The organism is Agromyces sp. NPDC029043 (assembly GCF_055564615.1).
Genome location: NZ_JBVHVX010000028.1, coordinates 1 through 26,184 on the forward strand (window position 1 = coordinate 1; position 26,184 = coordinate 26,184).

At 66.9% G+C, this 26,184-nt stretch carries 28 protein-coding genes and 1 pseudogene; 17 read left to right on the top strand and 12 right to left on the bottom strand.

The features are described 5' to 3' along the window. Positions 1-206 precede the first annotated feature (206 nt). The gene (locus tag ACZ4TW_RS22305) at positions 207-419 is read right to left on the bottom strand and encodes a hypothetical protein (protein WP_465546564.1); all 213 of its coding nucleotides are present in this window, start codon (positions 417-419) and stop codon (positions 207-209) included. Here ACZ4TW_RS22305 and ACZ4TW_RS22310 point away from each other — a divergent pair. After that, complete coding sequence (locus tag ACZ4TW_RS22310; RefSeq protein WP_465546493.1) at positions 327-671, top strand: group I intron-associated PD-(D/E)XK endonuclease; 345 nt, start codon at positions 327-329, stop codon at positions 669-671. The two genes, ACZ4TW_RS22305 and ACZ4TW_RS22310, sit on opposite strands and share 93 nt — an antisense overlap. A 347-nt stretch (positions 672-1,018) precedes the next feature. Here the strand turns inward: ACZ4TW_RS22310 and ACZ4TW_RS22315 are convergent, their stop codons facing one another. Beyond that, positions 1,019-1,339 (bottom strand): hypothetical protein, encoded by a 321-nt coding sequence (locus ACZ4TW_RS22315; protein WP_465546495.1) that lies wholly within the window; start codon positions 1,337-1,339, stop codon positions 1,019-1,021. A 105-nt stretch (positions 1,340-1,444) separates the two neighbouring features. Then, a complete protein-coding gene (locus ACZ4TW_RS22320) occupies positions 1,445-2,866 on the bottom strand; it encodes an MFS transporter (RefSeq protein ID WP_465546497.1) in 1,422 nt (473 codons plus the stop codon). A 40-nt stretch (positions 2,867-2,906) separates the two neighbouring features. Here ACZ4TW_RS22320 and soxR point away from each other — a divergent pair, with 40 nt between their 5' ends. The 6 genes from soxR to ACZ4TW_RS22350 all read left to right on the top strand — a co-directional run bounded on the left by soxR (position 2,907) and on the right by ACZ4TW_RS22350 (position 7,593). Beyond that, positions 2,907-3,392, top strand: coding sequence for a redox-sensitive transcriptional activator SoxR (gene soxR, locus ACZ4TW_RS22325; RefSeq protein WP_465546499.1), 486 nt, complete (start codon positions 2,907-2,909; stop codon positions 3,390-3,392). A 14-nt stretch (positions 3,393-3,406) separates the two neighbouring features. Next, positions 3,407-4,351 (top strand): exodeoxyribonuclease III, encoded by a 945-nt coding sequence (locus ACZ4TW_RS22330; RefSeq protein ID WP_465546501.1) that lies wholly within the window; start codon positions 3,407-3,409, stop codon positions 4,349-4,351. 36 nt (positions 4,352-4,387) lie between these two features. After that, on the top strand, positions 4,388-5,227 hold the full coding sequence (locus ACZ4TW_RS22335) for a sigma-70 family RNA polymerase sigma factor (RefSeq protein ID WP_465546503.1): 840 nt from the start codon (positions 4,388-4,390) through the stop codon (positions 5,225-5,227). A gap of 80 nt (positions 5,228-5,307) precedes the next feature. Next, positions 5,308-5,544, top strand: coding sequence for a hypothetical protein (locus ACZ4TW_RS22340; RefSeq protein WP_465546505.1), 237 nt, complete (start codon positions 5,308-5,310; stop codon positions 5,542-5,544). Positions 5,545-5,680: 136 nt separating this feature from the next. Then, positions 5,681-6,319: an alpha/beta hydrolase gene (locus ACZ4TW_RS22345; protein ID WP_465546507.1), complete on the top strand. Its 639-nt coding sequence runs from the start codon at positions 5,681-5,683 to the stop codon at positions 6,317-6,319. Then, entirely contained in the window at positions 6,316-7,593 is a 1,278-nt protein-coding gene (locus ACZ4TW_RS22350) for an MFS transporter (protein WP_465546509.1), read from the top strand. Before ACZ4TW_RS22345 ends, ACZ4TW_RS22350 begins: the two co-directional genes overlap by 4 nt. Here ACZ4TW_RS22350 and ACZ4TW_RS22355 read toward each other — a convergent pair. Beyond that, positions 7,539-8,336 (bottom strand): DUF1684 domain-containing protein, encoded by a 798-nt coding sequence (locus ACZ4TW_RS22355; RefSeq protein WP_465546511.1) that lies wholly within the window; start codon positions 8,334-8,336, stop codon positions 7,539-7,541. The genes ACZ4TW_RS22350 and ACZ4TW_RS22355 overlap by 55 nt on opposite strands. Positions 8,337-8,492: 156 nt before the next feature. Between ACZ4TW_RS22355 and ACZ4TW_RS22360 the strand changes: the two genes are divergently transcribed. After that, positions 8,493-9,515 carry an LLM class flavin-dependent oxidoreductase gene (locus tag ACZ4TW_RS22360; protein ID WP_465546513.1) on the top strand — a complete coding sequence of 341 codons (1,023 nt, stop codon included), beginning with the start codon at positions 8,493-8,495 and terminating at the stop codon, positions 9,513-9,515. Between the two features lie 28 nt (positions 9,516-9,543). Then, the gene (locus tag ACZ4TW_RS22365) at positions 9,544-9,966 is read left to right on the top strand and encodes a nitroreductase family deazaflavin-dependent oxidoreductase (protein WP_465546515.1); all 423 of its coding nucleotides are present in this window, start codon (positions 9,544-9,546) and stop codon (positions 9,964-9,966) included. Between the two features lie 24 nt (positions 9,967-9,990). Here the strand turns inward: ACZ4TW_RS22365 and ACZ4TW_RS22370 are convergent, their stop codons facing one another. Both ACZ4TW_RS22370 and poxB read right to left on the bottom strand, forming a co-directional pair. Continuing rightward, positions 9,991-11,364, bottom strand: a complete 1,374-nt coding sequence (locus ACZ4TW_RS22370) for an NADP-dependent succinic semialdehyde dehydrogenase (protein ID WP_465546517.1) — start codon at positions 11,362-11,364, stop codon at positions 9,991-9,993. 64 nt (positions 11,365-11,428) lie between these two features. Further along, on the bottom strand, positions 11,429-13,165 hold the full coding sequence (gene poxB, locus ACZ4TW_RS22375; RefSeq protein WP_465546519.1) for a ubiquinone-dependent pyruvate dehydrogenase: 1,737 nt from the start codon (positions 13,163-13,165) through the stop codon (positions 11,429-11,431). 200 nt (positions 13,166-13,365) lie between these two features. Here poxB and ACZ4TW_RS22380 point away from each other — a divergent pair, with 200 nt between their 5' ends. Continuing rightward, positions 13,366-13,938 carry a hypothetical protein gene (locus ACZ4TW_RS22380; protein WP_465546521.1) on the top strand — a complete coding sequence of 191 codons (573 nt, stop codon included), beginning with the start codon at positions 13,366-13,368 and terminating at the stop codon, positions 13,936-13,938. A gap of 36 nt (positions 13,939-13,974) precedes the next feature. Here ACZ4TW_RS22380 and trxA read toward each other — a convergent pair whose 3' ends face one another. Beyond that, the gene (gene trxA, locus ACZ4TW_RS22385) at positions 13,975-14,328 is read right to left on the bottom strand and encodes a thioredoxin (RefSeq protein WP_465546562.1); all 354 of its coding nucleotides are present in this window, start codon (positions 14,326-14,328) and stop codon (positions 13,975-13,977) included. Positions 14,329-14,419: 91 nt separating this feature from the next. On the opposite strand from trxA, the gene ACZ4TW_RS22390 reads away from it, so the two are divergent. From ACZ4TW_RS22390 to ACZ4TW_RS22400, 3 genes are all read left to right on the top strand, one after another. Beyond that, positions 14,420-15,421: a hypothetical protein gene (locus ACZ4TW_RS22390; RefSeq protein ID WP_465546523.1), complete on the top strand. Its 1,002-nt coding sequence runs from the start codon at positions 14,420-14,422 to the stop codon at positions 15,419-15,421. Between the two features lie 157 nt (positions 15,422-15,578). Then, complete coding sequence (locus ACZ4TW_RS22395) at positions 15,579-16,856, top strand: ricin-type beta-trefoil lectin domain protein (protein WP_465546525.1); 1,278 nt, start codon at positions 15,579-15,581, stop codon at positions 16,854-16,856. A 59-nt stretch (positions 16,857-16,915) separates the two neighbouring features. Beyond that, positions 16,916-19,369 carry a Tex family protein gene (locus ACZ4TW_RS22400; RefSeq protein ID WP_465546527.1) on the top strand — a complete coding sequence of 818 codons (2,454 nt, stop codon included), beginning with the start codon at positions 16,916-16,918 and terminating at the stop codon, positions 19,367-19,369. Between the two features lie 17 nt (positions 19,370-19,386). On the opposite strand, the gene ACZ4TW_RS22405 is transcribed toward ACZ4TW_RS22400, so the two are convergent. Beyond that, positions 19,387-19,686 carry a DUF503 domain-containing protein gene (locus tag ACZ4TW_RS22405; protein WP_465546529.1) on the bottom strand — a complete coding sequence of 100 codons (300 nt, stop codon included), beginning with the start codon at positions 19,684-19,686 and terminating at the stop codon, positions 19,387-19,389. 134 nt (positions 19,687-19,820) lie between these two features. Here ACZ4TW_RS22405 and ACZ4TW_RS22410 point away from each other — a divergent pair, with 134 nt between their 5' ends. Continuing rightward, on the top strand, positions 19,821-19,967 hold the full coding sequence (locus ACZ4TW_RS22410; protein ID WP_465546531.1) for a hypothetical protein: 147 nt from the start codon (positions 19,821-19,823) through the stop codon (positions 19,965-19,967). A 58-nt stretch (positions 19,968-20,025) separates the two neighbouring features. Further along, positions 20,026-20,840, top strand: a pseudogene (locus ACZ4TW_RS22415) (shikimate 5-dehydrogenase). 30 nt (positions 20,841-20,870) lie between these two features. Here ACZ4TW_RS22415 and ACZ4TW_RS22420 read toward each other — a convergent pair. Next, positions 20,871-21,761, bottom strand: coding sequence for an arylamine N-acetyltransferase family protein (locus tag ACZ4TW_RS22420; protein WP_465546533.1), 891 nt, complete (start codon positions 21,759-21,761; stop codon positions 20,871-20,873). A 65-nt stretch (positions 21,762-21,826) separates the two neighbouring features. Here ACZ4TW_RS22420 and ACZ4TW_RS22425 point away from each other — a divergent pair, with 65 nt between their 5' ends. Then, entirely contained in the window at positions 21,827-22,180 is a 354-nt protein-coding gene (locus ACZ4TW_RS22425) for a VOC family protein (protein ID WP_465546535.1), read from the top strand. Next, positions 22,180-22,779, top strand: a complete 600-nt coding sequence (gene mug / locus ACZ4TW_RS22430; RefSeq protein ID WP_465546537.1) for a G/U mismatch-specific DNA glycosylase — start codon at positions 22,180-22,182, stop codon at positions 22,777-22,779. The genes ACZ4TW_RS22425 and mug overlap by 1 nt, the downstream gene beginning before the upstream one ends. A gap of 61 nt (positions 22,780-22,840) precedes the next feature. Here mug and ACZ4TW_RS22435 read toward each other — a convergent pair whose 3' ends face one another. Genes ACZ4TW_RS22435 through ACZ4TW_RS22445 form a run of 3 tightly spaced genes read right to left on the bottom strand, consistent with a single transcriptional unit; the run spans position 22,841 to position 26,136 of the window. Next, a complete protein-coding gene (locus ACZ4TW_RS22435) occupies positions 22,841-24,253 on the bottom strand; it encodes a polysaccharide pyruvyl transferase family protein (RefSeq protein WP_465546539.1) in 1,413 nt (470 codons plus the stop codon). A gap of 8 nt (positions 24,254-24,261) precedes the next feature. Then, entirely contained in the window at positions 24,262-25,113 is an 852-nt protein-coding gene (gene ppk2 / locus ACZ4TW_RS22440) for a polyphosphate kinase 2 (protein WP_465546540.1), read from the bottom strand. A 36-nt stretch (positions 25,114-25,149) separates the two neighbouring features. Continuing rightward, complete coding sequence (locus ACZ4TW_RS22445) at positions 25,150-26,136, bottom strand: malate dehydrogenase (RefSeq protein WP_465546542.1); 987 nt, start codon at positions 26,134-26,136, stop codon at positions 25,150-25,152. Positions 26,137-26,184 lie beyond the last annotated feature (48 nt).

Genomic DNA, 26,184 nt, shown 5'->3' on the forward strand with positions numbered 1-26,184 from the left:
CGCCAGCGCTGCAACGCTGACTTGATCAAGTGACTACCGGGATCATTCTGCGGGAAGGCACGCCCTCCCAGATCCACAGGTCTTGATCATTCCTCGACCAACGGCGCGGCCGTCGACTAGAGAGTGAGCTTCGTACAGCAATTGAAGAGTCTGCAAATTGGAACGACGTTGTCGACACACTCAAGCTGTCCGGCACCAACGCGATCTCATCCGTCAAAGGTCATGCCGCGCGGTTCGGTATCAACGCCGAAGATTTCGAGGATGCCGCAACCCTCACACCTGCCGACCTGGTTCCGTCGAGTCAAAACATCAGGCGCGCTGGGCCCATGCTTGCTGCCGCGTACTTCACCCTTTGCGGGAGCGACGTCTCGTGGCCGCTTGAGCCCGCCCGCTATGACCTTCTCGTCGTAGATGGTCATGGAGTGCGCCGTGTACAAGTGAAAACAACTACAGTTGGCGTCGGGGGGTCGTGGAAAGTCTACTTGTCGACGACCAGCGGTGATCGGCGCACCTATACGCCGGACGAGATCGACTACTTCTTCATCGTGGATGGTGACTTCTACTGTTATCTCGTGCCTATCGAGGTCGTGGGTGGATTGCACGCGATCCATCTGAGCTCGTACCAGTGTTATCGGCTGCCCCGACCCTGGTTCTCGCCTCCGGAAAGCTGACTACGTCGACTCCATGGCCGCGCCTGTCAGCTCTTGCGCGTTGCTAGAGGCACCACTAAGGGCATCGACATGATGGTGCCGATCGTCCTCGAGGACGGGGAAGTCCGAGCCACCTCAGGGAAGTACATTCTTTGTGGCGGAACCAGACGGGAGCGCTCGCGAGTCCGGCACACTCTGGTCATCACGCCGGGCACCACAATCCGCATGCTCGGCCGACCGAGATCAAGCGTCGCCGAACTCATTAGGTCACGCTCGACTACGAGGTCCGCGAGGTATGACATGACCGATGTCCCGCGATAGAAGCCTTGTGACATCCGGACCCCGAAGGAGAGCGTGACCAGGGTCAGTCAGAACGCGACGACAAATGTGAACAGCGCGATCGGCACGAACGGCACCGTCGGGAGGAGCATCAGCAGCATCGGGATGGCACGTCGGGTCGCGATGACGGCCGCCCAGCCGGCCAGCGCCGCGAGGATAGCGGCGATGACAGTGATCTGGTTGCGGATCACCGCGGTGCTCGGGGGCGGTACGCCGTACGTCAGCTTGTGGGCCATGTAGGGGTCGCTGAGCGCCACGAGTATCAGCACGTACGCGACGACTATGGCGGCGAGGCCGATGAGTGACAACCTGACGGCATGGGTCCGGTTCTGTCCACGGTCGGGGTCCATGGCTTCATCGTCACCCGGACCGATAATCCGACGGATCGGTAGGACTACTCGGATCACACACGTCGACGCCTCACTGACCGATCACCTTATGAGTGACCGATGATGTTAGCGCCGAACGGCAACCGTGATCGCCACGACGCCAAGGGCGCCGAGCGCTGCGAGTCCGGCGCCCATGGTCATCGATCCTGCGGCGCCCGGACCACCGACGACCACCAACACTCCGACCAACGCCGATGAGATCGCGTTGGCGATGAGCTCGGCAGTGCCGACACCGGCGGCGGCCTTCGATCCCTCGATCGGATCGTCGGTGCTGCGCATCGCAGCGACGCTCAGGTGCGGGAAGGCGAGTCCGACCCCCGCTCCGGCCAGGAGCAGTCCCACCACCCACACGACGGCGATCCATCCAACGTCCGCCTGCTGAGTTGCGGCGAACAGCGTGAGGCCGGCGGTCGTGATCACCGGACCCAAGACCATGAGCCGCTTGCTGATTCGTTCGCTGTCGACACTCGCGCTGAACAGCTGCACAACACTCCACCCGATCGACACGGTGGCACCGAAGATCCCGGCGACCAGCGGTGACATCCCGGCAAGTTCCTGACCGAACTTGGGGAGGAAGATCTCGATCATGGCTGCGGCACTGAGGATGCCGAGGACGATGTAGAACCACTTGAGCGGATTGCCGCGCAGATAGGTGATGTGCGGCAACACCGGAGACGACGCGCTGCGATCCACCATTACGAAAGCACCCACGAGTGCCACACCGGCGACGAGCGCGACGACGGTGGGTCCGCCGACCGGCACGACCGCGGCGATGCTGAATGCCGTGGCAGCGAGGACGAGAACCGTCAGCGATGGCACCGGCAGTCGACCGAAGTCGTCGGATTCCGCACTGCGCCTCGGCAATCCGCGCGTGGACAGCACACCCAGGATCACCGCCACGAGCGCGAGCAACCAGAATGCTCCCCGCCAGAAGTCGAGCTGGGCGAAGACGCCGCCGATGGTTGGTCCGAGCAGCGTGCCGAGCCCCCACATCGCGGAGACCAATCCCGTGGCCCGTGTCCAGAGATGTTCGGGAAGTGCATCGCGGATCACGGCGTAGCCGAGGCCGGCGAGGAGTCCGCCGCCGAGTCCCTGGAGCACCCGGGCGGCGAGCAGGAATTCCATCGTGGGTGTGAGCGCGGCACCGACTGAGCCGGCCGCGAACAGCAGGAACGCGATGAAGTAGGCGCGCGCTGCGCCCCAGGATGCGAGCGACCGGGCCACCAGCATCGATGCCAGGACCGAGGAGACCATGAATGTTGTTGTCACCCAGGCGAAGTAGCGATCTCCGCCGATGTCATCAATCGTCGACGGGAGTAGCGCCGCGGTCACGAAGGTGTTCATGGCATAGACCGCGATGCCGCCGGCGAGCACGAGCGAGGCGGTGATGTGCTCGGCGCCGAACAGTTCGCGCCAACTTCCCGAGTGCGCGACGGCGGACTTGTTCTCTCTGGAATCCCGGGGTGTTCTCGTGTCTTCGGTCGTCATGTCGGTTACGCTAGAACCTGAACTAAAGTTGAGGTCAAGCATGAATGAGATCAAGCCGACTCCGACCGATCTGCTGACCGTCGGCGATGTCGCCAGGCGTACGGGAGTCGCCGTGTCGGCGCTGCACTTCTACGAGCGTGAGGGGCTGATCTCCTCGACGCGCACTGCCGGAGGTCAACGACGATTCGCCCGGCACGTGATCCGCCGGGTCTCGGTGATCCAGGTGGCCAAGCGTATGGGAATCCCGCTGGCCGAGGTGGCCGAGGTCTTCGCCGACCTGCCGCAGGACCGCATGCCATCGAAGACCGATTGGCGGCGCATCGGCGAGCGGTGGCGCGGACGCCTCGAGGCCCGACGCAAAGAGATCGAGCGGATGGAAGAGGAACTCACCGAGTGCATCGGGTGCGGGTGCGTGTCCCTGCGGAGTTGCCGCGTCCTCAACCCCGACGACGAACTCGGTACCGACGGCGCCGGTCCACGGCTGTTGCCCACGATCGATCCCGACCACGTGTCGGACACGGGGTAGGGCACAGTTAGGACATGGGACCCCTTGCCGGACCTGAACGCGCGGATGCGTTCACAGTGGTGTCGTTCAACGTCAACGGGATTCGGGCGGCGCGGCGCCGAGGATTCGACGACTGGCTGGCCACGCGCTCACCGGACGTCGTCGCAGTGCAGGAGTTGCGATGCCCCGCCGCCGAACTCGGAGCTTTCCCCGGTTACTCGGTGGCGGCCGATGTCGGCTCGCTGGCCGGCCGCAACGGAGTGGCCGTGCTGACCAAGGATGCGCCCGCCGCGGTGCGGACCTGGGTGACCCACCCTCCCCGTGCCCGCGGCCTGGCGGAGTTCGCGACACACGGCCGCTACATCGAGGTCGATCTCGCGGACCGACCCGTCACCGTCGCCTGCCTGTATCTCCCAAAGGGTGGCCTGCCCGCCCACCTGCAGCGGCCGGGGTCGATGCGTGAAGCACCGGATGGCGGCGTGAAATATGAACGGAAGCAACGCTTTCTGCAGGCGTTCGCCCGTGAACTGAACCGCAATCGACTCGCCGCGTCGCGTTCGGGCCGCGAGTTCCTCCTCGCCGGCGATCTCAACATCGCCCACACCCGGTACGACGTGACGAACTGGCGTGCCGCCCGCTCCATGGACGGCTTCCTCCCCGAGGACCGCGAATGGTTCGGCTCGATCCTCGGGCGGCGGCGCCTCGTCGACGTCGTGCGCGAGGTGTACGGTGACCGGCCCGGCCCACTGACATGGTGGAGTTGGGCGGGGCAGTCATTCACCAAGGACGTCGGCTGGCGGGTGGATCATCAACTCGCGACGCCCGGCCTCGCCCGGTCGGCACTCCGGGTCGAGGTGGACAAGGAGCCGTCACCGGCGCAACGGCTGTCCGATCATGCGCCGCTGGTGGTGACCTACGGGGGTGAGGGGCAGATCGCCGGAGAATCCCCCGGGGAGCGGTCACACTTGTCCCGTTGGTGACGTCACCGAAGTGAACCGCTACGAAAAGAGGGCACCGTGGACCGCACCCGGGAATTCGACGTCGAACGACCCCGACTGACACGTATGGCAGCCGGCATCCTCCATGATCACGGTGAGGCCGAGGACATCGTCCAACAGGCGTGGCTCCGGCTGAACTCGACCGACGCCGACATCGACAATCTGCCCGCATGGCTCACCACGGTCACCAGCCGACTGTGCCTTGATCGACTCCGCGCACGCATTCCCGCTGCCGCCGAGATGATCGACGACGAGCCGTCGGCCGATCCCGATCCCGCCGAGCACGCCGCACTCGCGGATTCGGTCGGCGTCGCGCTCGGTGTGGTGTTGGAGCGGCTCTCACCCGCAGAACGAGTCGCCTTCGTCATGCACGACTCGTTCGGCTTCGAGTTCGGCGTGATCGCCGCCGCCCTCGACGTCACTCCCGCCGCCGCACGCAAGCTGGCCTCACGCGCCCGGGCGCGCGTGCGCCAACCCGCCACCGAGGATGCGCTGTCCGACTGGGCGATCGTCGACGCGTTCATGTCCGCCGCCCGTGAGGGCGACTTCGAGCGGCTGCTCGCGTTACTCGCACCCGACGCTGTGGTCACCGCCGACGAGGCGGCGGCCACCGTCGGAACGCCCACCCGGATCGACGGGCGCCAGTCGATCGCCGAATTCTTCAACGGCAGTGCCGCGGCCGCCCTCGCGGTGTTCGTGGGGGAGCGGCCGGGGTCGGCCTGGTTTCAGCGCGGGGCCCCCGCGGTGGTCTTCGATTTCACCGTGTCCGACGGCGTCGTCACCGCGATCACCTTCCGCGCGCACCCGGACACCCTCGCGCAGGTGGTGCGTCGTCGAGGTGCCGACCGGCGCTCGTGACCTGCGCGGTCACATTCCGGCGGGCCCATTCGTCATCACTGTGTACGCACCATTCACCGCCGATCATCAAGGAGAACACCATGAAGACCATGACCTGCCGCCAACTCGGCGGACCGTGCGATCTCGCACACCGGGGCGCGAGCGCCGACGACGTGATCAACGCCCAGGATCGGCATCTCAAGGATGCCGAAAAAGCCGGCGACGCAACGCATCAGGAAGCACGTGATGCGATGAAGTCGCGGTGGCGTCATCCGCGTCAGTCGATGGGGTGGTACAAGGGCGTCAAGGAGTCCTTCGCCGAGCTTCCCGAGGACTGAACCGCGCGGCGGCGCGGCGGTGGGAGCGAGGCCACGAATCGTCAAGATCACACAAGCGGACCGTGGTCCGATTGTGTGAATCCCGGTAGAATCGTCGGGTCAGCCTTTGTCACCGGTCAGCCTGGAGCCGTGAATCATGCCCTCACTCAACGACATTCGTTCGACGCCTGAGCTCTCCGAGGTCGACGGCGCGGTTGCGATCTACCTGCACGGGTTCGGTTCCAACGAGCAGGACCTCGCCGGACTGGCCCCGCTCGTGACTCCGGACCTGCCCTGGGTATCGCTGCGGGCGCCCCTGACCGAACAGCCCGACTCCTATGCCTGGTTCCGGATCACCACCCCCGGCAATCCGGACCCGGGACCCGTCGCATCGGCCACCGAACTCGTCTGGGAGTGGATCGACGCGAACCTCTCCGCCGATGTCCAGATCATCGCGATCGGGTTCTCGCAGGGTGGGCTCATGGCGACGCAACTACTGCGCACCCGGCCTGATCGCGTGGCCGCCACGGTGATTCTCGGCGGCTTCGTCCAGGGCGCCGTGCAGGATGCCGACGCCCGGCTCGCCGCCACGCGACCGCCGGTCTTCTGGGGTCGCGGTGAACAGGATCGGGTGATCGCGCCGATCGCGATCACCCGGACCTCCACCTGGCTGCCGGACCATTCGACGCCAGAGATCCGCACCTATCCGGGTCTCGCGCACGGTGTCAATCAGGCGGAGATCGACGATGTCCGCGCATTTCTGACCGGGATTCGGGTCGTCGGGTACGCGGTGTGACCTGGCACGGTTGGGATAAGGGAACGCGCGAGTACTCTCGCATCACCCTTGCCCTGTTCGCCGCCGGATTCGCGACGTTCGCGCAGATCTTCGACGCACAAGCAGTCCTGCCTGCCCTGAGTCGCGATCTAGGGGTGGGCGCGGCCGCCGCGGCGAGCACGGTGACGGCCTCCACACTCGGGGTGGCGGTGTCGGTGTTGCCGTGGGCCGCGGCGGCCGACCGCATCGGCCGAACCCGTGCCATGACCTTCAGCTTGATCTCCGCAACGGTCATCGCGCTTGTCATTCCGTTTCTGCCCGGCTTCGGGCTCGTCGTCGTCGGGCGCGCGGTTCTCGGCGTGGCGCTGGGTGCGGTACCCGCGGTGGCCATGGCATACCTGGTCGAAGAACTCGTCGCTCACCGGGTCGCCATCGCCGCCGGGATCTTTGTGTCCGGCAATACTTTTGGTGGCATTTGCGGACGTATCATCGCCGGACCGATGTCGGAAGCCGTGGGGTGGCGGCCCGCGATGTTCACTGTCGCCGTGACATCGGCGGTGATGTCGGTGATCTTCGTCGTCGTCATCCCGAAGCCGCGAGGCTTCCGCGCCGATCGCGGAGATGAGCGTCCGGTGCGCGCCAGAATCCTCGTCCATCTCCGGGACCCGGTGATGCTGGGGCTCTACGCGCTGGGCTTTCTGTTGATGGGTGCCTTCGGTGCGGTCTACAACTACTTCGGGTACCGGCTGCAACTCCCGCCGTGCTCGATTCCGGCGTCGCTGGTGGGGTTCCTGTTCGCCGTTTATCTCTTCGGCACGGTCGCGAGCAGATACTCGGGAGTCCTGGTGACGCGATTCGGCGCGGTGCGGGTCATCGTTTCGGGAACCGTGTTGATGTTGGTGGGGCTCGGGTTGATGCTGACACCGGTACTCGCGGGGGTCATCGCCGGGCTCATCGTCTTCACGATCGGATGTTTCACTGCTCACCCCGTCGCGAGTGGCCAGAGCGGGATTCGTGCACGGGTCGGCCGGGCCCAGGCCACCGCGCTGTACCAACTCGCGTGGCTGGGCGGCACCGCGTTGATGGGGTTGGTGGCGGGTGTCGCCTACGACGCAGGCGGCTGGTCGGCAACGGTGGCGGTGGCTGCCGTGATGTGCGTGCTGGCGATCGTCGTCGCTGTCACGGCGCTTCGCCGACAATCGTTCGGCACCCGAGGCACCCGAGGCAGCCCCGGGGGGCGTCACCCGCGTCCGTACGGTGTCTGCTCGCCGGCCCGCACCTCGAACGGGAGGTGATTTCCCGCGGGTGGCAGCGGGCAGGTGGCGAAGTCGATGAAGGCGCACGGGAGATTGGTTGCCCGGTTGAGGTCGACGTCGATCGGTCCGCCCGCGCGCAAGACGTCGTCGTCGGCATCGATCGCGACGGAACGGTTGGCGGAGTACGTCGTGACACCCGACGTCGCATCGGTGAACAGCACGCTCAATCCACCGGACTTGCCGTTGAACGCCACCAGCCGATGCTGCGCGCCGGCGTGATCGACAATCACCTCGCCGGGGGAGACATACACGTGCGAGAGCCCCTCGGCGACCGCGCCGACGGTGACCGGCCGCGGTTGCGGATAGGGCTCGAACCGGGCGGGCAGCACCCAGTCGGGACTCGCGGGATAGGCGGGAACACCGCGGAAATCCCGGACCGTGGGTGCGGCGGCGTCGTGGACGCGGATCAGATATCCGTCGCCGCGACGGGCGACCTCGATGTGGACACCATCGAGCTCAAGGACCTCGCCGGGGCCCGTCGGCGTGAGCTCGAGGTCGCGCGGCGCGAACGACTCGTCGTCGTCGGGACGGACGTGAGCGGTGGGACCGGTGAACCACCAGGTCCCCGGCAGTCCGTCGAACCGCACTGGTTCGGTGTCGAGCCACTCGAGCCGGGTGATCGACAACCATCCCAACGGCGCCGCCAGATCGCGCTCGCGCGCGTCGTGCCAGCTCTGCCACTGCTCGGCGAAATCCTGGTCGGTGGACACGGTCTCGGTCATCGGCGTTCTCCCTCGTGCAACGGTCGTCGTCGACATGATCAACGACGCGCCCGCCGCCGCGTATGCCGTTGTGCTCATCGTGGTTCCAAGACCTGCGTCGGGTACCGCACGCCGACGACGCGCGACCTAGACTCGACGACGTGATGGGAAGACACCATGCCGCGCGCCGGTGAGCCACTGCGCAAGCTCGGTTTTCTGACGATCGGGCGATTCGACGACGACGCTCCGCGCGCCGGGCACTTGGAGACGCTCGACGTCATCTCGCGTGCCGAGGACCTCGGATTCGACAGCGTCTGGCTTCGTGATCGGCATCTGCAATTCGGGATCTCGTCGCCGGTTGCCGTGCTCGCGGCGGCCGCGGTGCGTACCAGCCGCATCGAGTTGGGGACCGCGGTCATCCCGCTGGGCCTGGAGAATCCGTTCCGCCTCGCCGAGGATCTCGCCACCGTCGACGTTCTCTCCGACGGACGGCTCAAACCCGGTGTCTCCGTGGGCACCCCGATGCGTTACGACGACTACAAGCACGCGCTGTATCCCGCCACCTACGATCTCGAGGATTTCTCGAAGGAGCGGGTGGTGCGGCTGCTGAAGAACCTGCGCGGGGAGCCGGTCAGCCCGTTCGCGGGGACGGTCGGCATCGAGACGTATTCCACACGGATACAACCACATTCACCCGGGCTGGCCGATCGGGTCTGGTACGGCGGGGGACTGTCGTCGGCGATCTGGGCGGGCGAGCAGGGCCTCAACTATCTGACCTCGTCGGTGGTCAGCATCGAGGGCACCGACTCGCGGGATTTCGCCACGATCCAAGGCGAGCACATCGACGCCTACCTCGCCCATCACATCGAGCCGGCCCGCGCACGCGTCTCGCAGGGGCTGGTGGTGATCCCGACCGATACCGCGACGCCCGAACAGATCCGCAAATACGAGGCCTATCGCGATGCCCGGCTACCCCGCACGACCGAACCTCAAGGTCCCCGCGGGATGTTGTTCTCGCCGGATTACGTCGGGCCGTCCGAGGAGCTGGCGCAGACCCTGTACGCGCACGCGGGGTTCCAGCGGGCGTCGGAGGTGGCGATCGCGCTGCCGTTCTCCTTCGACGCACCGGACTACGCACAGATCATCACCGACCTGGCCACCCGTCTCGGACCGGCCCTCGGTTGGCGGCCCGCGGAATAGTCGTCGCCGGCGCTCGGTTGTGACGACCATGAGTGAGCAACCGGAATTGAGCCCCACCAGCTGGGTACGCAACCAGACCGAGAAGATCCTCGAGCAGGGCACGACCGACGGGGTCCAGGTCGCCGACCGCCCGGTCGTCCTCTTCACGACGATCGGCGCCAAGTCGGGCAAGAAGCGCTACGTGCCGCTGATGCGCGTCGAGGAGAACGGCCACTACGCGATGGTCGCCTCCAAGGGCGGCGCACCGGAGCATCCCTCCTGGTACTTCAATGTCAAGGCGAACCCGCAGGTCACCGCCCAGGACGGCGAGACCGTCGTCGAACTGACCGCCCGCGAGGTGTCCGGTGACGAGCGCGCCCACTGGTGGGAGCTCGCCGTTGCCGCGTACCCGCCCTACGCGGAGTATCAGACCAAGACCGACCGGCAGATCCCGGTGTTCGTCCTGGAGTGATCCCCAGCGGGATCAGGGCGGTGCTCAGCCGATCCACACCGTCTTGACGTTGCAGAACTCCCGGATGCCGTGGGCGGTGAGTTCCCGTCCATAGCCGGAGCGCTTGATGCCGCCGAATCCGAGTTCGGGGAACGAGATGGTCATACCGTTGATGAACACCTGCCCCGACTCGATCTCGTCGATGAAGCGGTCCTGCTCCGCCGCGTCGGTCGTCCACGCGTTGCCGCCGAGGCCGAAGGTGGTGTCGTTCGCGATGTCGATGGCGGCGTCGATGTCGTCGACGCGGTACACCGACGCCACCGGACCGAACGCTTCCGCCGAGTAGAGCTGCATGTCCTTGGTGATGCCGGTGATGACCGTCGGTTCATAGAACCAGCCCGGCCGGTCGAGTCGGTGTCCGCCGATGAGCACCGTCGCACCGTCGGCGACGGCGCCGTCGACGAGTTCCTCCAGATCATCGCGTCCCTGCTCGGTCGCCAACGGCCCGACGTCGGTCGCCTCATCTGTCGGATCGCCGACGACGAGCGCCCGGAACCCCGCCACAAAGGCGTCGACGAACTCGTCGTACACGTCGGTGTGGATGATGAATCGCTTTGCGGCGATGCAGGATTGACCGTTGTTCTGGACGCGCGCGGTGACCGCCGTCTCGGCCGCCCCGGCGATGTCGGCGCTCGGCATGACGATGAACGGGTCGCTGCCGCCGAGTTCGAGGACGGTGTGCTTGACCTCATCCCCGGCGATGGCCGCGACAGCTCGACCCGCAGGCTCGCTGCCCGTCAGGGTGGCCGCGGCGATCCGCGGATCCCGCAGAATGGCCTCCACCGCCGACGAACCGATCAGCAGCGTCTGGAAGCAGCCGTCCGGAAAGCCCGCGCGCCGCAACACATCTTCGATGTAGAGCGCCGACTGCGGCACATTGGACGCGTGCTTGAGGACGCCGACGTTGCCCGCCATCAGGGCCGGTGCGATGAACCGCACCGCCTGCCACAGCGGGAAATTCCACGGCATCACCGCGAGGATCACCCCGAGCGGCTGATACCGCATGTATGCGCGGCTCGCGCCGACCGCCTCGGCGTCGGCGGGTTCATCGGCGAGCATGGCCTCGCCGTGCTCGGCGAAGTACCGGAAACCCTTGGCGCACTTCAACGTTTCCGCCTTGGCCGCGGACAGCGTCTTGCCCATCTCCTCAGTCATCATCGCCGCGACGTCGTCGGCCTCGGCCTCGAGAAGATCGGCGGTGGCCCGCAGCCACTGCGCTCGCTGCGCGAACGTGGTCCTGCGGTAATCGCCGAAACACGCCACCGCACGGTCGAGCGCCTGATCGATCTCGGCGTCGCTGGTCGACGCGAACTCCCGGACGGTCTGCCCGGTCGCCGGGTTGATGGTGGCGATGGCCATGGTGACTCCTTTGTCAGATGTGGCACGTCTGGGTGATGGGTAACGCGTGCGGGAACGACGACGGTCAGTCGAAAAGGCGCCGGAACACGTTGGTCTCGGCGAGATCCACCAGCTCGTCGCCCCGACCGGACAGCACCGTGCGCAGCGCGTAGAGAGTGAAACCCTTGGCCTGTGCGGCGGTCACGGTCGGCGGGATGGACAGTTCTTGCCGCGCGGTGGTCACATCGAGCAGAGCCGGTCCGTCGTGGGCGAGGAATTCGGTGACGGCGCCGGCGAGATCGTCGGGTTGTTCCACCTTGCGCCCCATGATGCCGACCGATTCGGCGAGACGCGCGAAGTCCGGATTGATCAGATCGGTGCCGTAGTTGACGAAGCCCGCCGCCTTCATCTCCACTTCGACGAAGTTCAGCGAGGAGTTGTTGAACACCACGATCTTCACCGGCAGCTTGTTCTGGATCAGTGTCAGGAGTTCACCGAGCAGCATCGCGAGTCCGCCGTCGCCGGCCATCGCGATCACCTGCCGGCCGGGGAACGCCGACTGGGCCCCGATCGCCTGCGACACGGCGTTGGCCATCGATCCGTGGCTGAACGAACCGATCAGTCGACGACGCCCGTTCATCGTCAGGTAGCGCGCCGCCCACACCACCGGCGATCCGACGTCGGGGATGAAGATCGCGTCGTCGGTCGCCGTGTCGCTGAGGAGCCGCGCGAGGTACTGCGGATGGATGGGTGCGCGGTTGCGGTCGTTGTCGGCGAGCTCGTCGAGGCGTCGTCGTGCTTTGACGTAATGCGCCCGCGACGTCGCGAGATGTTCGGAATCGCGATTACGGTCGATGAGGGGCAGCACCGCGGACACCGTGTCGGCGACGCTGCCGACCAGCGGTATGTCCACCGGGCACCGTTTCCCGATCTGCTCGCCCCGGATGTCGACCTGGATGATCTGGGCCTTGGACGGATAGAACTGCTGGTACGGGAAATCGGTCCCGAGCATCAGCAGCGTGTCGCATTTCTCGATCGCGCGGTAGCCCGACGAGAACCCGAGCAGACCGGTCATGCCGACGTCGTAGGGATTGTCGTACTCGATGAATTCCTTGCCGCGCAACGCATGCACGACCGGCGCCTGCAGTGCGCTGGCGATCTCCACGAGTTCGTCGTGGGCGCCCTCGACACCCGCACCGGCGAGAATCGTCACCTTCTCCGCGCCGTTCAACGCATCGGCGGTGCGTCGTATCTCGGTGTCCGTGGGACGTGTCACGCGCGGGGTTGCGCGGATCGGGGCGCCCGATCGCCGCGACGGACACGCCGCGAGAAAGGTTTCACCGGGGATGACGAGCACCGACACCCCGCGCTTCTCGACGGCCGTGCGCAGCGCGATGTCGAGGACGCGGGGCATCTGATCGGGAGTGCTGACCATCTCACAGAAATCGCTGCACTCGCGGAACAGTTCCTCCGGATGGGTCTCCTGGAAATAGCCGCTGCCGATCTCGGGTGCCGGAATGTGCGCGGCGATCGCGAGTACCGGGACGCGACTGCGTTGGGCGTCGAACAGACCGTTGATCAGATGGAGATTGCCCGGTCCGCAGCTGCCCGCGCACACGGCGAGTTCGCCGGTCAGCGCCGCCTCGGCGGCCGCGGCGAAGGCGGCAGCCTCCTCATGTCGGACGTGCTGCCAGGCAATGGTGTCCTGCTTGCGCAACGCGTCGGTGAATCCGTTGAGTGAATCACCGGGGATTCCGTAGACGCGTTGGACGCCCGCGCGGGTGATCTGTTCGACGATGACTTCGGCAACTGTGGATGCCACGTGCGGCTCCGTTCGCTCGAGTGCGGTTCGGACTTACTCGCTCGCTGTCCACAGTAGACGGGGCCGCGCGGCCGCACAGATGCATGGCGGCGGGGTGGGGAGTGCACCGAGGGATGCCATACTTGCTGGTACGGCGCGCCGTGGTGGTGAATCGGAGTCGAAGTCTCCGAAATCGGCGCGCGATAGGGAACTATGGGGAAATGTCTGCCCATCTGAGTTACGAGGAATTCGGGCGCCGATTCTTCGAGGTCGCGGTCACCGAAGACCGCGTCGGTTCGGCATTCGCCTCGATCGCCGGCGACGACTTCGTCGTCGGACCGTTCCCGTCGGGTCCCGGTGGTATCGCGAAGGTCCGGGCCACCGTGCAGGTCGCCGAACCCGAGATCACCCGGCACGTCGGCGACCTCATCACGTTCACCGTCAATCTCCCGTTGTCGATCGGCCTGCTCGTCGACCTGCGGATCGATCAGGTGCGCTATGACGTCGACGGCCTGATCACCCTGCCGCTCACCGCGCGCGCCGCCGAACCGCTGACCCTGCGGATCGATGTCGAACCACCGCGCCCGCGAGATGTGCACGTCGGTGTCGCGTCACGCAACATGCGGGGGGAGATCATCCGGGTGGTGGCCCAGGTCGACAGCGAGATCAAACGATTCATCGCCGAGTACGTGGCCGCCGAGATCGACAAACCCGAGATCAAGAAGGCACGCATCATCGACGTGGCCGAGGAACTCGGCCGCGCATTCGAGAGTCTGGAACAGACGTCACCCTGACACGCGACGTTGCCGTCCCCGGGGAGCGTCGAAGAGTCAGCCCTGCTGCTCGGCGACGGCCTTCTCGACGTCGAGGTCCTTGACCTGCGTGACGAGATCCTCCAGCGCCTCCGGCGGGAGCATCCCCGGCTGATTGAAGACCAGATAGCCCTTCTTGAAGACCATCAGTGTGGGGATGGAGCGGATGTTGGCCGCGGAAGCCAACTGTTGCTCCGCCTCGGTGTCCACCTTCGCGAAGACCAGGTCGGGGTGCTTCTCGGAGACGCGCTCATAGATCGGCGCGAACTGCCGACACGGGCCGCACCAGGAGGCCCAGAAGTCGACGAGCACCACGTCGTTATCGCTCACCGTCTGATCGAATTCCGCTGTCGTGAGATCAATCGTTGCCATGCTCTTCGCAACGGTCACGCGCCCCGAAGTGTTCCCAACGCCGACGCATTGTCCCCGAGGTCGCCCTGATCGGTGTGACACGCTAGGGGGCATGACCGACGATCTCGCCGCGCGCCTGCTCGAAGCCCAGGTCGCCTACACCAAGGAGCAACTCCTCGACCCGGCGAATTTCGCCGCACTCGTCACCGACGAGGTCGAGCACGTCCTGTCCGACGCCAGCGAGCTGACACTCGACGACGCGGTGACGCGCCAGATGATCAAGGACACCGCACACAAGTACGCGGTGTCGATGCCGGTCGAGGGAGCGATTCCCGAGCTCGCGGGGGAAATCGCCGCGCGGCTCTACCGCCATCCCGTCCAGGAGCGCGCGCGGGTCACCGACATCATCGACGAACGACGCTTCGACGACATCGCGTCTTCCGTTGCGCAACTTGAGGTTTCCCGACGCATCGTCCGGCGCATCCTGGACAGTCCGGTCACCGTGGACGCCTGCGTCGAGGTGATCGCGCATGCGCTGGACACCGCCGTCGCCGATGGTCGCGCGCACGCCGACGGCGCCGGCCTCCGGTCGCGAATCGTCGGCGCGCTGGCACGCGTCGTCGGCCCGGCGGTTCCCGCGGTGGAAGTCGGCGTCGAAAAGCTGGCACGCTCGGGTGCGACCTACGTTCTCCACGCGGCCGGCACCGACCCCGACGAGGCGATCCTGTCGGCGGCCCGGGAGATCTGGCGGGCGAATGCGGACGGAACCGTGGGTGGCTTCCGGGATTTCGTCACGCCGGACGACGTCGAGGACTTCGTGGTCGTCGTCGTCGAATTCTGGAAGTCGTTCCGTGACACCGATTATTTTCGCGCATTGCTCGACGAGGGTATCGATCACTTCTTCGACAAGTACGGCGATGTGCCGCTCACCGATCTGCTCGCCGATCTCGGTATCGGCCGCGCCGATCTGATCGAGGAGGGGCTACGATTCGGCCCACCGGTGTTGACGCGCCTCGATGAGCACGGTGTCCTCGACGAAGCGTTGCGTCGACGGCTCGCGCCGTTCTTCGATTCTCCGCACTTCCGCGCGGCGGTGTCCGACACGCGTCGGTGAGCTACGTGCGTTGGTGAACTGCGTGCGCCGGATGTGGTGTCGCTTTTGCACCATTTTGGTTACTTCTCGTTAACTCTGTCGCGGACGATGCTAGCTTTTCGTCATGCGTGCCTGGAGTGTGAAAAGCGTTCTCCGGCAAGTCTTTATAGGTTCCGGAGTGCTGTTGCTCGTGTGTACCGCCTGGGTGATCAGCCCTGCCCGGGCTGCGGATCCGACGGCATCGGTCTCGTCGCAATCGACCGGCAGGTGTCTGGAGAATCGCGGCGGAGTCGCCTCGTCCGGGAATTCCGTGGTGACCGCAGCGTGTGCCGACAAGGCGGCGCAACGCTGGTCCAATCCCGCCGATGGCACCGCCCGGGTGCAGGGATTCTGTCTGCAGCCGGCCGGCGGCCGTGTGCTGGTGGGCCGATCTCTCGAAATCGCGAGTTGCACAGCATCTTCGGCCCAGAAGTGGCGATTGCCGGGCGACGGGACGGTGCGCACCTCGAGCGCCAATCTGTGCCTCGCGGCGACGTCGTCGTCGGTTCAGCTGCAGATGTGTTTGGGGACCAGCGCGCAGCGCTGGGTGCTGACGGCCACGCCGGCAGCCCCGACGACCACCACACCCCCGACCACGACCGCCCCGACCACCACCACACCCCCGACCACGACCGCGCCGACGACCACCACGACACTCCCTGCGGCCACCTCGCCGTCCGGGCAGGCCGTTCCCGCCGGCAATCTGCCGGGATGGCGCCACATCTTCGCCGACGACTTCACCAAGGATGCGGCGCCGGGCAGCTGGGCCAACACCTGCTCTCCGGATCAGATCGTGTACACCGGTGCGGCGGGCCAGAAGTGGCGCACCTACCCATCGTGTTACCTCGATACCTACGACCGACGCCCCTACCGCCCGGATGCGGTGCTGAGCGTCCACGATGGGGTGCTCGACTTCCACCTCCGCAACGTCGACGGTGTGCCGGCGGGTGCGAATCCGTCGCCGCTGATCGACGGCCAGTCGCAGTACCAGGCCTATGGTCGGTACTCGGCCCGGATGCGCGTGACGACGCCGAATCTGTCCGAGTATTACGTGGCCTGGCTGTTGTGGCCGCAGTCCGAGATATGGCCCGCCGACGGGGAATTCGACTTCCCCGAGGGGCAGTTGTCGTCGACCGTGCAGGGTTTTCATCACTATGCCGGCGCGGGCTCGTGCACTCCCGGGTGTCAGGCGTCGGTGAGCACCGCGGCCCGTTTCACCGACTGGCACACCTACACCATGGAGTGGAGTCCCGGCCGCATCCGATACCTGCTCGACGGGGTTGTCGTGCTCGACAGCACGTCGTGGGTGCCCTCGGGGCCGATGCGCTGGCAGTTGCAGACCGAGACCCGAGGTGCGGGCACGAATGCCGGGCATCTGCAGGTCGACTGGGTCTCGGTGTGGGCATACGCGGGGTGACCGACGCGGCTGTGAGTTGATCGTCGGAGGTGTCGGGGGCGCCCGGTAGGGTGGCCCGCGTGAAATCGAGCGCACCCGTCTTGTCCGTGAATGCCCGCATCGCCGCAGAACTCGCCGTCGGCGAGAATCAGGTGGCCGCCGCCGTCCGCTTGCTCGATGAAGGATCGACGGTGCCGTTCATCGCGCGCTACCGCAAGGAGGTCACCGGCGGCCTCGACGACGCGCAGCTGCGCACCCTCGACGAGCGGTTGCGCTACCTGCGGGAACTCGATGAGCGTCGCGCTGCGGTGATCTCGTCGATCGAGGAACAGGGCAAGCTCACCGACGACCTGCGGGCCGCGCTGCTCGCGGCCGACACCAAATCGCGGGTGGAGGACATTTACCTGCCCTACAAACCGAAGCGACGGACCAAGGCGCAGATCGCCCGCGAGGCCGGCCTCGAGCCCCTCGCCGACGCCCTCCTCGCCGATCCGACCCTTGTGCCGGAGGACGCGGCGTCGTCGTATGTGGGGGACGGCGTCGACGACACGGCGGCGGCCCTCGACGGTGCCCGGCACATCCTCATCGAGCGGGCCGCCGAAGACGCCGAACTCGTCGGTGGAATCCGCGAGAAGTTCTGGGCCCAGGGATCTCTGCGGACCTCGCCGCGGTCCGAGCAGGTCACCGCGACGCCCGCCGGTCAGAAGTTCCGGGACTACTTCGAGTTCTCCGAGCCGCTCACCGAGGTGCCCTCGCACCGGGTGCTCGCCGTGCTGCGCGGTGAGAAGGAGGAGGTGCTCTCGGTCCTGCTCGACGGCGGGGAGGACGAGGGCTATCAGGCGATGGTCGCCGCCTCACTCGGTGTCGATCTCTCCCACCCAGGCCCGGCGACCTCCTGGTTGGCCGGCACCGTGCGGTGGGCGTGGCGCACCAAACTGATGGTCACCTCCGCGATCGACGCACGGGTCCGGCTGCGCCGAGCCGCCGAGGACGACGCCGTCGCCGTCTTCGCCAAGAACCTGAAGGATCTGTTGCTGGCCGCACCGGCGGGTGCGCGCACCACTCTGGGTCTCGACCCGGGCTTCCGTACCGGGGTGAAGGTGGCGGTCGTCGACGCCACCGGCAAGGTCCTCGAGACCGGTGCGGTCTTCCCGCATCAACCACAGAAACAGTGGGATCAGGCCAAGGCGACACTCGCCGCGCTCGTGGCCCGCCACGGTGTCGAGTTGATCGCAGTCGGAAACGGCACCGCATCGCGTGAAACCGATGCACTCGCGGCCGAACTGATCGCCGACATCACCGCGGCGGGAGGCCCGGCGGCGGCACCCGCCAAGGCGATGGTCAGCGAGGCGGGAGCGTCGGTCTACTCCGCGTCGGAGTACGCCTCGCGGGAACTGCCCGATCTGGATGTCTCGGTGCGTGGCGCGGTGTCCATCGCTCGACGCCTGCAGGATCCTCTCGCCGAACTCGTGAAGATCGAGCCCAAGTCCATCGGTGTCGGTCAGTATCAGCATGACGTCGCCCCCGGCACACTCGCGCGCAGCCTCGACGCCGTCGTCGAAGATGCCGTGAATGCCGTCGGTGTCGACCTCAACACGGCGTCGGTGCCGCTGCTGTCCCGCGTGTCCGGTGTGACTCCGCTCCTCGCCGAAGCGATTGTCGCCCATCGTGATACGATCGGTCCGTTCGCCAGCCGACGATCCCTGCTCGACGTCGCGCGGCTGGGACCCAAGGCATTCGAGCAGTGCGCCGGATTCCTCCGGATTCGCGACGGCAAGGATCCGCTCGACAATTCCGGAGTGCACCCGGAGTCCTACCCGGTGGTCCGGCGCATCCTCGACCGATCCGGGGTCACCCTCGCCGAACTGATCGGCAACGAGCGCGCACTGCGCGCCCTGGCACCCGCCGACTTCGCCGACGACACCTTCGGCGTGCCCACCGTCACCGACATCCTCGCCGAACTCGAGAAGCCCGGCCGCGATCCGCGCCCGGCGTTCGCCACCGCCACCTTCGCCGCCGGCGTGGAGAAGGTCGCCGATCTCAAGCCCGGGATGATCCTCGAGGGCGTCGTCACAAACGTCGCGGCCTTCGGCGCCTTCGTCGACGTGGGGGTCCATCAGGACGGGCTCGTCCACGTGTCCGCCATGGCCGACCGGTTCATCTCTGATCCCCATGACGTCGTCCGTTCCGGACAGGTCGTGCGCGTCAAGGTCGTCGACGTCGACGTCGAGCGGCAGCGCATCGGCCTCTCGTTGCGTCTCACCGACGACGCGAAGAACGGCGACGGCGGACGCGGGGGTCGCGGTGGCGGCGAGAAGCGCGGTTCTCGCGACAAGCGCGGTGGTGGAGAGAAGCGAGATGCGGGCAGCCGTGGCGGTGGTTCCCAGGCGCGGGGCGGGCAGCCGCGCGGTGAGCAGTCGAAGGGTCGGGAGCGCCGCGGCGATCAGCGTTCCGATCAGCGGCGGGGTCGCCCCGCGTCGCAGCCCAACGGATCACTCGCACAAGCACTTCGGGATGCCGGATTCGGCAGCTGAGCCGCTGATCGTGTCGGTCAGTCGACGTCGTCGGCGGAGATGATCCGGCGTCGCACCGAGACCAGGGTGATCTCCGGACGGTCCGCGCCGAACCGCTCGACGGCGTCGAGCACCTCGGACACATGCGTACGGTCGGCGCCGACAACCCCGACACCGACCGCGGCGCGCCGGTGCAGATCGAGGTGTCCCACCTCGCTCACCGTCACCGTGAAGCGTCGTCGGATCTCGGAGATCAGAGGCTTGGTCAGCGAGCGCTTCTGCTTCAGGGAGTGCACGTCGCCGAGAAGATAGTCGAATTCCAGCCAGCCAATCCACATATCGGCGGTCAGCCTACTCCGACGACCCCGCGGAGCGATACACGATTGTGACCGCGTCGCTGCGCGGATCGGCGCGCAATCCTCGCCACACTTGTCACATCTGTCACAACTGCCTCAGGTGAAGGATGAGTGTCATGGCTGATCGTCGGAGCGACTCCGGACTACGCGTGGTTCTCGCGGGCATTTTCGTCACGGTCGCGGCCGGTGCCGCAGTCGTCGTCGCTCCACCGGCGTCGGCACCGGCGCCACCGGTGGCCGCAGCCGTCGTCGTACCCGGTTGATTCCGGGCTCGCCGCCCTCCGCGACGGTCCGCCGGCCGGCCGCACCTAGGATGAATTCATGCCCATCCTCAACAAGGACATGACGCTGTGCATCTCGCTGGCGGGACGGCCGTCGAACATCGGTACCCGTTTCCACAATTTCCTCTATGACGAGCTCGGGCTGAACTTCATCTACAAGGCGTTCACGACCGACGACATCGTCGCCGCGATCAGCGGTGTGCGCGCGCTGGGTATCCGTGGCTGTTCGGTGTCGATGCCGTTCAAAGAAGCGGTCATCCCGCTCGTCGACGAGATCGAGGAATCGGCGGCGGCCATCGAGTCGATCAACACCATCGTCAACGACGATGGCCGGCTCTCGGCGTCCAACACCGACTACGAGGCGATCGCCGCGCTCATCGACGAGCATCGCCTGGACGCGGCGACCCCGGTCGTCGTGCGTGGGGCAGGCGGCATGGCCAAGGCGGTCGTCGCCGCATTCCGTGGTGCCGGATTCGACGATCTGACGGTCCTCGCCCGCAACGTCGAGACCGGATCGGCGCTCGCCGACAAGTACGGCTACCGACATGTCGACGCCGACCCCGCTCCGTCGGACTCCATCATCGTCAACGTCACCCCGCTGGGGATGGCCGGCGCGGACGAGAATGTCCTGTCCTTCGCGCCGGAGGCGATCGCGGCGGCGTCGACCGTCTTCGATGTCGTCGCATTCCCCGCGGAGACCCGCTGATCCGTGAAGCCCGATCGGTCGGGCGCCCGGTGATCACCGGTGCCGAGGTCATCGCGCTGCAGGCCGCGCGACAGTTCGAGCGGTACACCGGTGTGGCGATCACTCCGGATCAGGTCGCGCGGGCATCCGAATTCTCCAGGGCCACCTGAGTTTTCCACCCGCGGTACCCGGCCCGCGGATCAGGCGTCGAGCACGTCGGCGATCCGTGCCGGGAGTCCGGGGACGTCGGCGGCGGCGATGTCGAATTGTTGCTCCAACACATCGATGACGGCGCTCGCCGAGTCCAATGTGGTCTTGCGGGTGGTGCCGTCGACGCCATGTTCCACGAGGTGACGGCCGCGCAGATTGATCCGGCCCGCCTCGGACACGGCTGCCGCTGTCAGACCGGACACGAAGCGCGATGTGGGATGCGTTGAGGCGAACCAACTTCCGGCGACCGAATCGATGGGAGGTCGCGGGACGTCGGTGAAGCGGTAGATCGCCTGCCATCTGCCGGCGACGAATGCCTCCATCGCGTAGGTGATGAGCCGCGTATGCCCGGTCGGTACCGGCGTCGCGTCGTCGACAATCGTGACGCGGTAGGACTCCAGGTCGGTCGGCTGCTCGGTGCTCACCTCGAACAGGAGTGGATTCGGTGGAGTGAGACCGCCGAACCCGACGTCGACGAGGTGCCGCGCTCCCTCGCCGGGTATACCGACACTGAGTAACTGATGGGTTTCCGCGGGCAGCGGAACGGGCTCACGCTGCCAGACGACCCGGCCCGCGAGGGCGACGACATCGAAGCCGATCGCGCGCAGGACATCCTGCATGAGACCGTTGTGCTCGTAGCAGAAACCGCCCCGACGACTCTCGACGAGCTTGCGCGCCAGCGCATCCGTGCCGAGATCCGAGACAGGGATGCCCAGCAGCGGATCGATGCCCTCGAACGGGATGTGGCGGACATGGGCGCGGACCACCGTCGACAACGTGGCCGGATCCACGGTGAGCGGCGTGGTGGCGGGCAGCCCGACTCGTCCGAGATAACGGCCCAGCGTCAGGGTCGATGCGGTGCTGCGCTCGTCGGAAGCCATGATGCAGCGATCCTATGCCTGCACCACACGGCCGTCGGCACCGGCGTTCACGCTAGGTTGAATGCATGACTGTATCCGTGGGCATGATCACCGTCGACACCACCGATCCACTCCCGCTCGCGCAGTGGTGGGCCGAGCAGACGGCAGGCGCGATCATCGCGGAGAACGAGGGATTCTTCGTCGTCGTGTCCCTCGGCGAGGGAAGTCCGCGTCTGGCTTTCCAGAAGGTCGACGATCCGACGCCGGGCAAGAATCGGATGCACCTCGATCTGGTGACCGCCGATCGCGACGCCGAGGTCGCGCGCCTCACCGCGGTCGGCGCGACGCTCGTCGCCGAGCATGACCTCGACGGATTCCGCTGGGTCACCCTCGCCGACCCCGACGGCAACCTGTTCTGCATCTCCGGCGATCACGCGTAGTGGGCTTCACCCGCGGTGAACTCGCCGCACTGCGGGGCACCGAGGTCGACGATCTGATCGGTCCCGGCTGTCGGCTGCTGTTCGTCGGGATCAATCCCGGACTGTGGACGGCCGCGACCGGCGCGCATTTCGCGCGGCCCGGCAATCGTTTCTACCCGGCGCTCGCCGCCGCGGGTATCACCCCGCATCGCATCGACGCGTCGTCGGGGATGTCCGACGCTGATCGAGAGATGTTGCTGCACAGGGGAATTGGAATCACCAACATCGTCGCGCGCGCCACGGCGAACGCCGCGGAGTTGACCCGCGAGGAGTTGCTCGCGGGCGGCGAGGTGCTCCGCGCGAAAGTGGCGCGCATCGGTCCGGCGGTGGTCGCGATCCTGGGAATCACCGCCTACCGCACCGCCTTTCGTGAGCGCGCCGCCACCCCGGGCCGGCAACCGGGGACTCTGGGCGGCGCGCAACTCTGGGTGGTGCCGAACCCGAGCGGGCTCAATGCCCACGAGACCGTCGATTCGCTGGCCGGCGCGTACCGGGAGGTCGCCGAGGCAGCCGGAATCATCGAGCGGGACCCCACAAACCACCCGGGAGCGGGGTCGTAGCTCCGTACGGGGGGCCTTCGGTGGAGGACGGTTCGTGGGCCATGACCTCAGCGCAACAGTCTCACCGCAGTCGGCGTGGCCAATGCGGATACAGGGCTTGTGCCAAAGCGGTTTTGGTGGTGATCGCCAGCGTCCGGTCGTCGGAACCGACGCCGCCCGCCGTCGGACGCTCCGGAACCGTGCTCGAGTCACTGACCACCGTCCACTGTGATCCGACGTCGGTGAGCAGCTTGTGTTTGATCGAGTAGTAGTCGGCCCTCGTGGCGATCGCCACACCCGAGTCGCCCGCCGCGGCGGCGAGCAGATGCGGATGGAAGCGCGTGCTGATCCACGTCTGACCCGCACCTGCCGGAAGGCCGCGCCGCCACATCTCCTGCAGGGGGATGACCCTGCAGCCCGCAATTCGATCCCCCAGCAGTGCCGGCACCTGAAAGTCGATCCCGGGAATGCCCTCGATCACGGTGACCGCCTCGCCCGGGACCTCCCACGCATCCAGGATGCGCGCGACGTAGTCGGCCATCGCCGCCGGGCCCCGCAGCCCGCCGGACTCGAAGTCCTCGGTGAGATCGCCCTGCAGACACAGGATCACACCGCCGTTCGACGCCGCGCCCGCGACGGGCGCGTAGGTGGGGTGGCGTCGGGAGATGTGCGGTGCCAGGGTCAGCCATGCGTCGTCCCCGGTTTCCAACACCGGTCGACGATCCTCGAACAGCCGGGCCGACTCGCGGTCCCGGACGTCGAGCACGGTGAACGACTCCAGTGCCCGCGCCAGCGGCGCCCAGATCTCGCCCTCGACCCGCGGGATCAGACCCTGCCCGGTGGCGACGAGCCGCGCCCCGGATCCGCGGGCCACCTCCGCGGCCGCGATCACCAGCGACGCACGCTCGGGCCAGATCCGGTTGAGGTAGCCGCCACCGAGGAAATGCAGGGTCGACGCGCGGCCGAGGAGATCGATGCCCTCGGCCAGGCGTGGGGCGAGGCCCGGATCGGTCGCGGCGCGCGCAACCCATTCCCACGGTGCTGCGGGATCGAGGGCTGCGGGATCGAGGGCAGCCGGAGCAAGGGCAGCGGGATCGAGGGCTGCGGGATCGAGGGCGCCCGGATCCGGTACGCCGGGATCGACACTGTCCGGATCGACACTGTCCGGATCGGCTGTGTCACCGGACTCTTCGGGGTCGACATGATTCGCGAACTGCATCAACTGCCACAGCGTGTCGACGAACAGCGCCCTCGGGTGCACATCGCGCAGCAGCAGACAGGCCTGTCCCGGGCCGTAGCAGTCGAGTACCACGGTCGCCCGTGGGCGGGTCAGCGCCAGATGCGTGAGCCACGCCCGGGCGATGACCTCGTCGCCGTAATTCGGGAATCCCGTCGGCGCGATGAGGTAGATGACCTCGTCGTAGCCGGCGGCGCGTCGGGCGAGGGAGGTGCCGCGGCATCGGACACACCCGGCGTGATGGGCGAGCTGTGTCACTCCGGCCTTCAGCCCTGATCACCCATCAGTGCTGTCACGTGATCGGGGACGTACTTCGACAGCGAGCGCGGCGGGCGTCGGTAGTTCCCCGAATCGATCGGCTTCTTGGGCAGTTCGACGACGGGCAGCGGCACCTCCTCGTACTCGATGGTGGAGAGCAGATGCGCGATCATGTTCAGCCGGGCGTGCTTCTTGATGTCGGACTCGACCACGTACCAGGGGCTCATCGCGGTATCGGTATGAACCATCATCTCGTCCTTGGCGCGCGAGTAATCCTCCCAGCGGTAGACCGACTCGAGATCCATGGGGCTCAGCTTCCATTGGCGCACAGGATCATTGAGACGTGCACGGAAGCGGCGGAGCTGCTCGTCGTCGGAGACGGAGAACCAGTACTTGCGCAGCAGGATGCCGTCGTCGATGAGCATCTGCTCGAAGATCGGGGTCTGCCGGAGGAACCGCGTGTGCTCCTCGGGTGTGCAGAAACCCATCACCTTCTCGACTCCGGCACGGTTGTACCACGACCGGTCGAAGACGACGATCTCCCCGGGAGCGGGCAGGTGCGAGACGTAGCGCTGGTAATACCACTGCCCACGTTCCCGGTCGGTGGGTGCGGGCAGGGCGGCGACGCGGGCGACGCGCGGGCTCAGGTACTCGGTGAGCCGCTTGATGGTGCCGCCCTTGCCCGCCGCGTCGCGACCCTCGAAGACGACGACGACGCGGGAGCCGGACGCGCGCACCCACTCCTGGAGTTTCACCAACTCGGTCTGCAGGCGGAACAGTTCGGCCTCGTAGACCTTGCTGGGAATCTTGTTGGGCTTCTTCGACTCGGACGTCTTGTCGCCCTTGGTCTTCTTCGACATGGATCGAGTTTACGGTGCCCGACCCCGCCCCGTGGGTCAGGACAGCGCTTTGACCGCCTCGATCTCGCGTTGCAGTTCGGCCACCGAGGCGTCGATGCGCTCACGCGAGAACTCGTTGATGTCGAGACCGTCCACGATCTCCCAGCGACCGTCGACGGCCCGCACCGGGAACGAACTGACGATGCCTTCAGGGATGCCGTACACCCCGGGCGACGGCAGCGCCGCGGAGGTCCAGTCACCTTCGGGGGTACCCAGGACCCAGTCGTGCACATGATCGATGGCGCCATTGGCCGCCGATGCCGCCGACGACGCCCCGCGCGCCTCGATGATCGCGGTACCGCGGTTGGCGACCGTCGGGATGAAGTCGTTGACGAGCCAGTCGCGATCCTCGGCGATCTCGGCGCCGCCGCGGTCACCCACCTTCGCGTGGAAGATGTCGGGGTACTGCGTCGCGGAATGATTGCCCCACACCGAGACCCGGCTGATGTCACGCACCGCGGCACCGGTGTGACGGGCGAGCTGCCCGATCGCGCGGTTGTGATCGAGACGTGTCAACGCGGTGAACCGCTCGGCGGGGATGTCGGGGGCGTTCATCGACGCGATCGCCGCGTTCGTGTTCGCCGGATTGCCCACGACGATGACCCGCAGATCGTCGGCCGCGGCCTCGTTGAGTACCGAGCCCTGCTCGGCGAAGATCGCGGCGTTCGCGGCCAGCAGATCGGCTCGCTCCATACCCTTGCTGCGTGGCTTCGCGCCGATCAGCAGCGCGTAGTTCGCGCCGGCGAAGGCATCGCGGGCGTTGTCGAAGATGTCCACCGAGTCCATCAACTCGAACGCCCCGTCGTCGAGTTCCATCGCGGTGCCCTCGGCCGCGGAGATCGCGTGGGGGAGTTCGAGCAGACGGAGGGCGACGGGCTGATCGTGCCCGAGCATCGCACCGGCGGCGATGCGGAAGAGAGCGGCGTATCCGATGTTGCCCGCGGCCCCGGTCACGGTCACCACGGCAGGTGTCAGGTCGGTCATCTGGTCCTCGTTCCTCGTGTCGGCGAGCCGTCGGTGGAGCGCCGTCGG

Excerpts from the sequence above, each read along its gene's own strand:
- ACZ4TW_RS22310 (WP_465546493.1), top strand. The coding sequence starts at position 327 with ATGCTTGCTGCCGCGTACTTCACCCTTTGCGGGAGCGACGTCTCGTGG.
- ACZ4TW_RS22305 (WP_465546564.1), bottom strand. The coding sequence starts at position 419 with ATGACCATCTACGACGAGAAGGTCATAGCGGGCGGGCTCAAGCGGCCA.
- ACZ4TW_RS22315 (WP_465546495.1), bottom strand. The coding sequence starts at position 1,339 with ATGGACCCCGACCGTGGACAGAACCGGACCCATGCCGTCAGGTTGTCA.
- ACZ4TW_RS22320 (WP_465546497.1), bottom strand. The coding sequence starts at position 2,866 with ATGACGACCGAAGACACGAGAACACCCCGGGATTCCAGAGAGAACAAG.
- soxR (WP_465546499.1), top strand. The coding sequence starts at position 2,907 with ATGAATGAGATCAAGCCGACTCCGACCGATCTGCTGACCGTCGGCGAT.
- ACZ4TW_RS22330 (WP_465546501.1), top strand. The coding sequence starts at position 3,407 with ATGGGACCCCTTGCCGGACCTGAACGCGCGGATGCGTTCACAGTGGTG.
- ACZ4TW_RS22340 (WP_465546505.1), top strand. The coding sequence starts at position 5,308 with ATGAAGACCATGACCTGCCGCCAACTCGGCGGACCGTGCGATCTCGCA.
- ACZ4TW_RS22345 (WP_465546507.1), top strand. The coding sequence starts at position 5,681 with ATGCCCTCACTCAACGACATTCGTTCGACGCCTGAGCTCTCCGAGGTC.
- ACZ4TW_RS22355 (WP_465546511.1), bottom strand. The coding sequence starts at position 8,336 with ATGACCGAGACCGTGTCCACCGACCAGGATTTCGCCGAGCAGTGGCAG.
- ACZ4TW_RS22360 (WP_465546513.1), top strand. The coding sequence starts at position 8,493 with ATGCCGCGCGCCGGTGAGCCACTGCGCAAGCTCGGTTTTCTGACGATC.
- ACZ4TW_RS22365 (WP_465546515.1), top strand. The coding sequence starts at position 9,544 with ATGAGTGAGCAACCGGAATTGAGCCCCACCAGCTGGGTACGCAACCAG.
- ACZ4TW_RS22370 (WP_465546517.1), bottom strand. The coding sequence starts at position 11,364 with ATGGCCATCGCCACCATCAACCCGGCGACCGGGCAGACCGTCCGGGAG.
- ACZ4TW_RS22380 (WP_465546521.1), top strand. The coding sequence starts at position 13,366 with ATGTCTGCCCATCTGAGTTACGAGGAATTCGGGCGCCGATTCTTCGAG.
- trxA (WP_465546562.1), bottom strand. The coding sequence starts at position 14,328 with ATGGCAACGATTGATCTCACGACAGCGGAATTCGATCAGACGGTGAGC.
- ACZ4TW_RS22390 (WP_465546523.1), top strand. The coding sequence starts at position 14,420 with ATGACCGACGATCTCGCCGCGCGCCTGCTCGAAGCCCAGGTCGCCTAC.
- ACZ4TW_RS22405 (WP_465546529.1), bottom strand. The coding sequence starts at position 19,686 with ATGTGGATTGGCTGGCTGGAATTCGACTATCTTCTCGGCGACGTGCAC.
- ACZ4TW_RS22410 (WP_465546531.1), top strand. The coding sequence starts at position 19,821 with ATGGCTGATCGTCGGAGCGACTCCGGACTACGCGTGGTTCTCGCGGGC.
- ACZ4TW_RS22420 (WP_465546533.1), bottom strand. The coding sequence starts at position 21,761 with ATGGCTTCCGACGAGCGCAGCACCGCATCGACCCTGACGCTGGGCCGT.
- ACZ4TW_RS22425 (WP_465546535.1), top strand. The coding sequence starts at position 21,827 with ATGACTGTATCCGTGGGCATGATCACCGTCGACACCACCGATCCACTC.
- ppk2 (WP_465546540.1), bottom strand. The coding sequence starts at position 25,113 with ATGTCGAAGAAGACCAAGGGCGACAAGACGTCCGAGTCGAAGAAGCCC.
- ACZ4TW_RS22445 (WP_465546542.1), bottom strand. The coding sequence starts at position 26,136 with ATGACCGACCTGACACCTGCCGTGGTGACCGTGACCGGGGCCGCGGGC.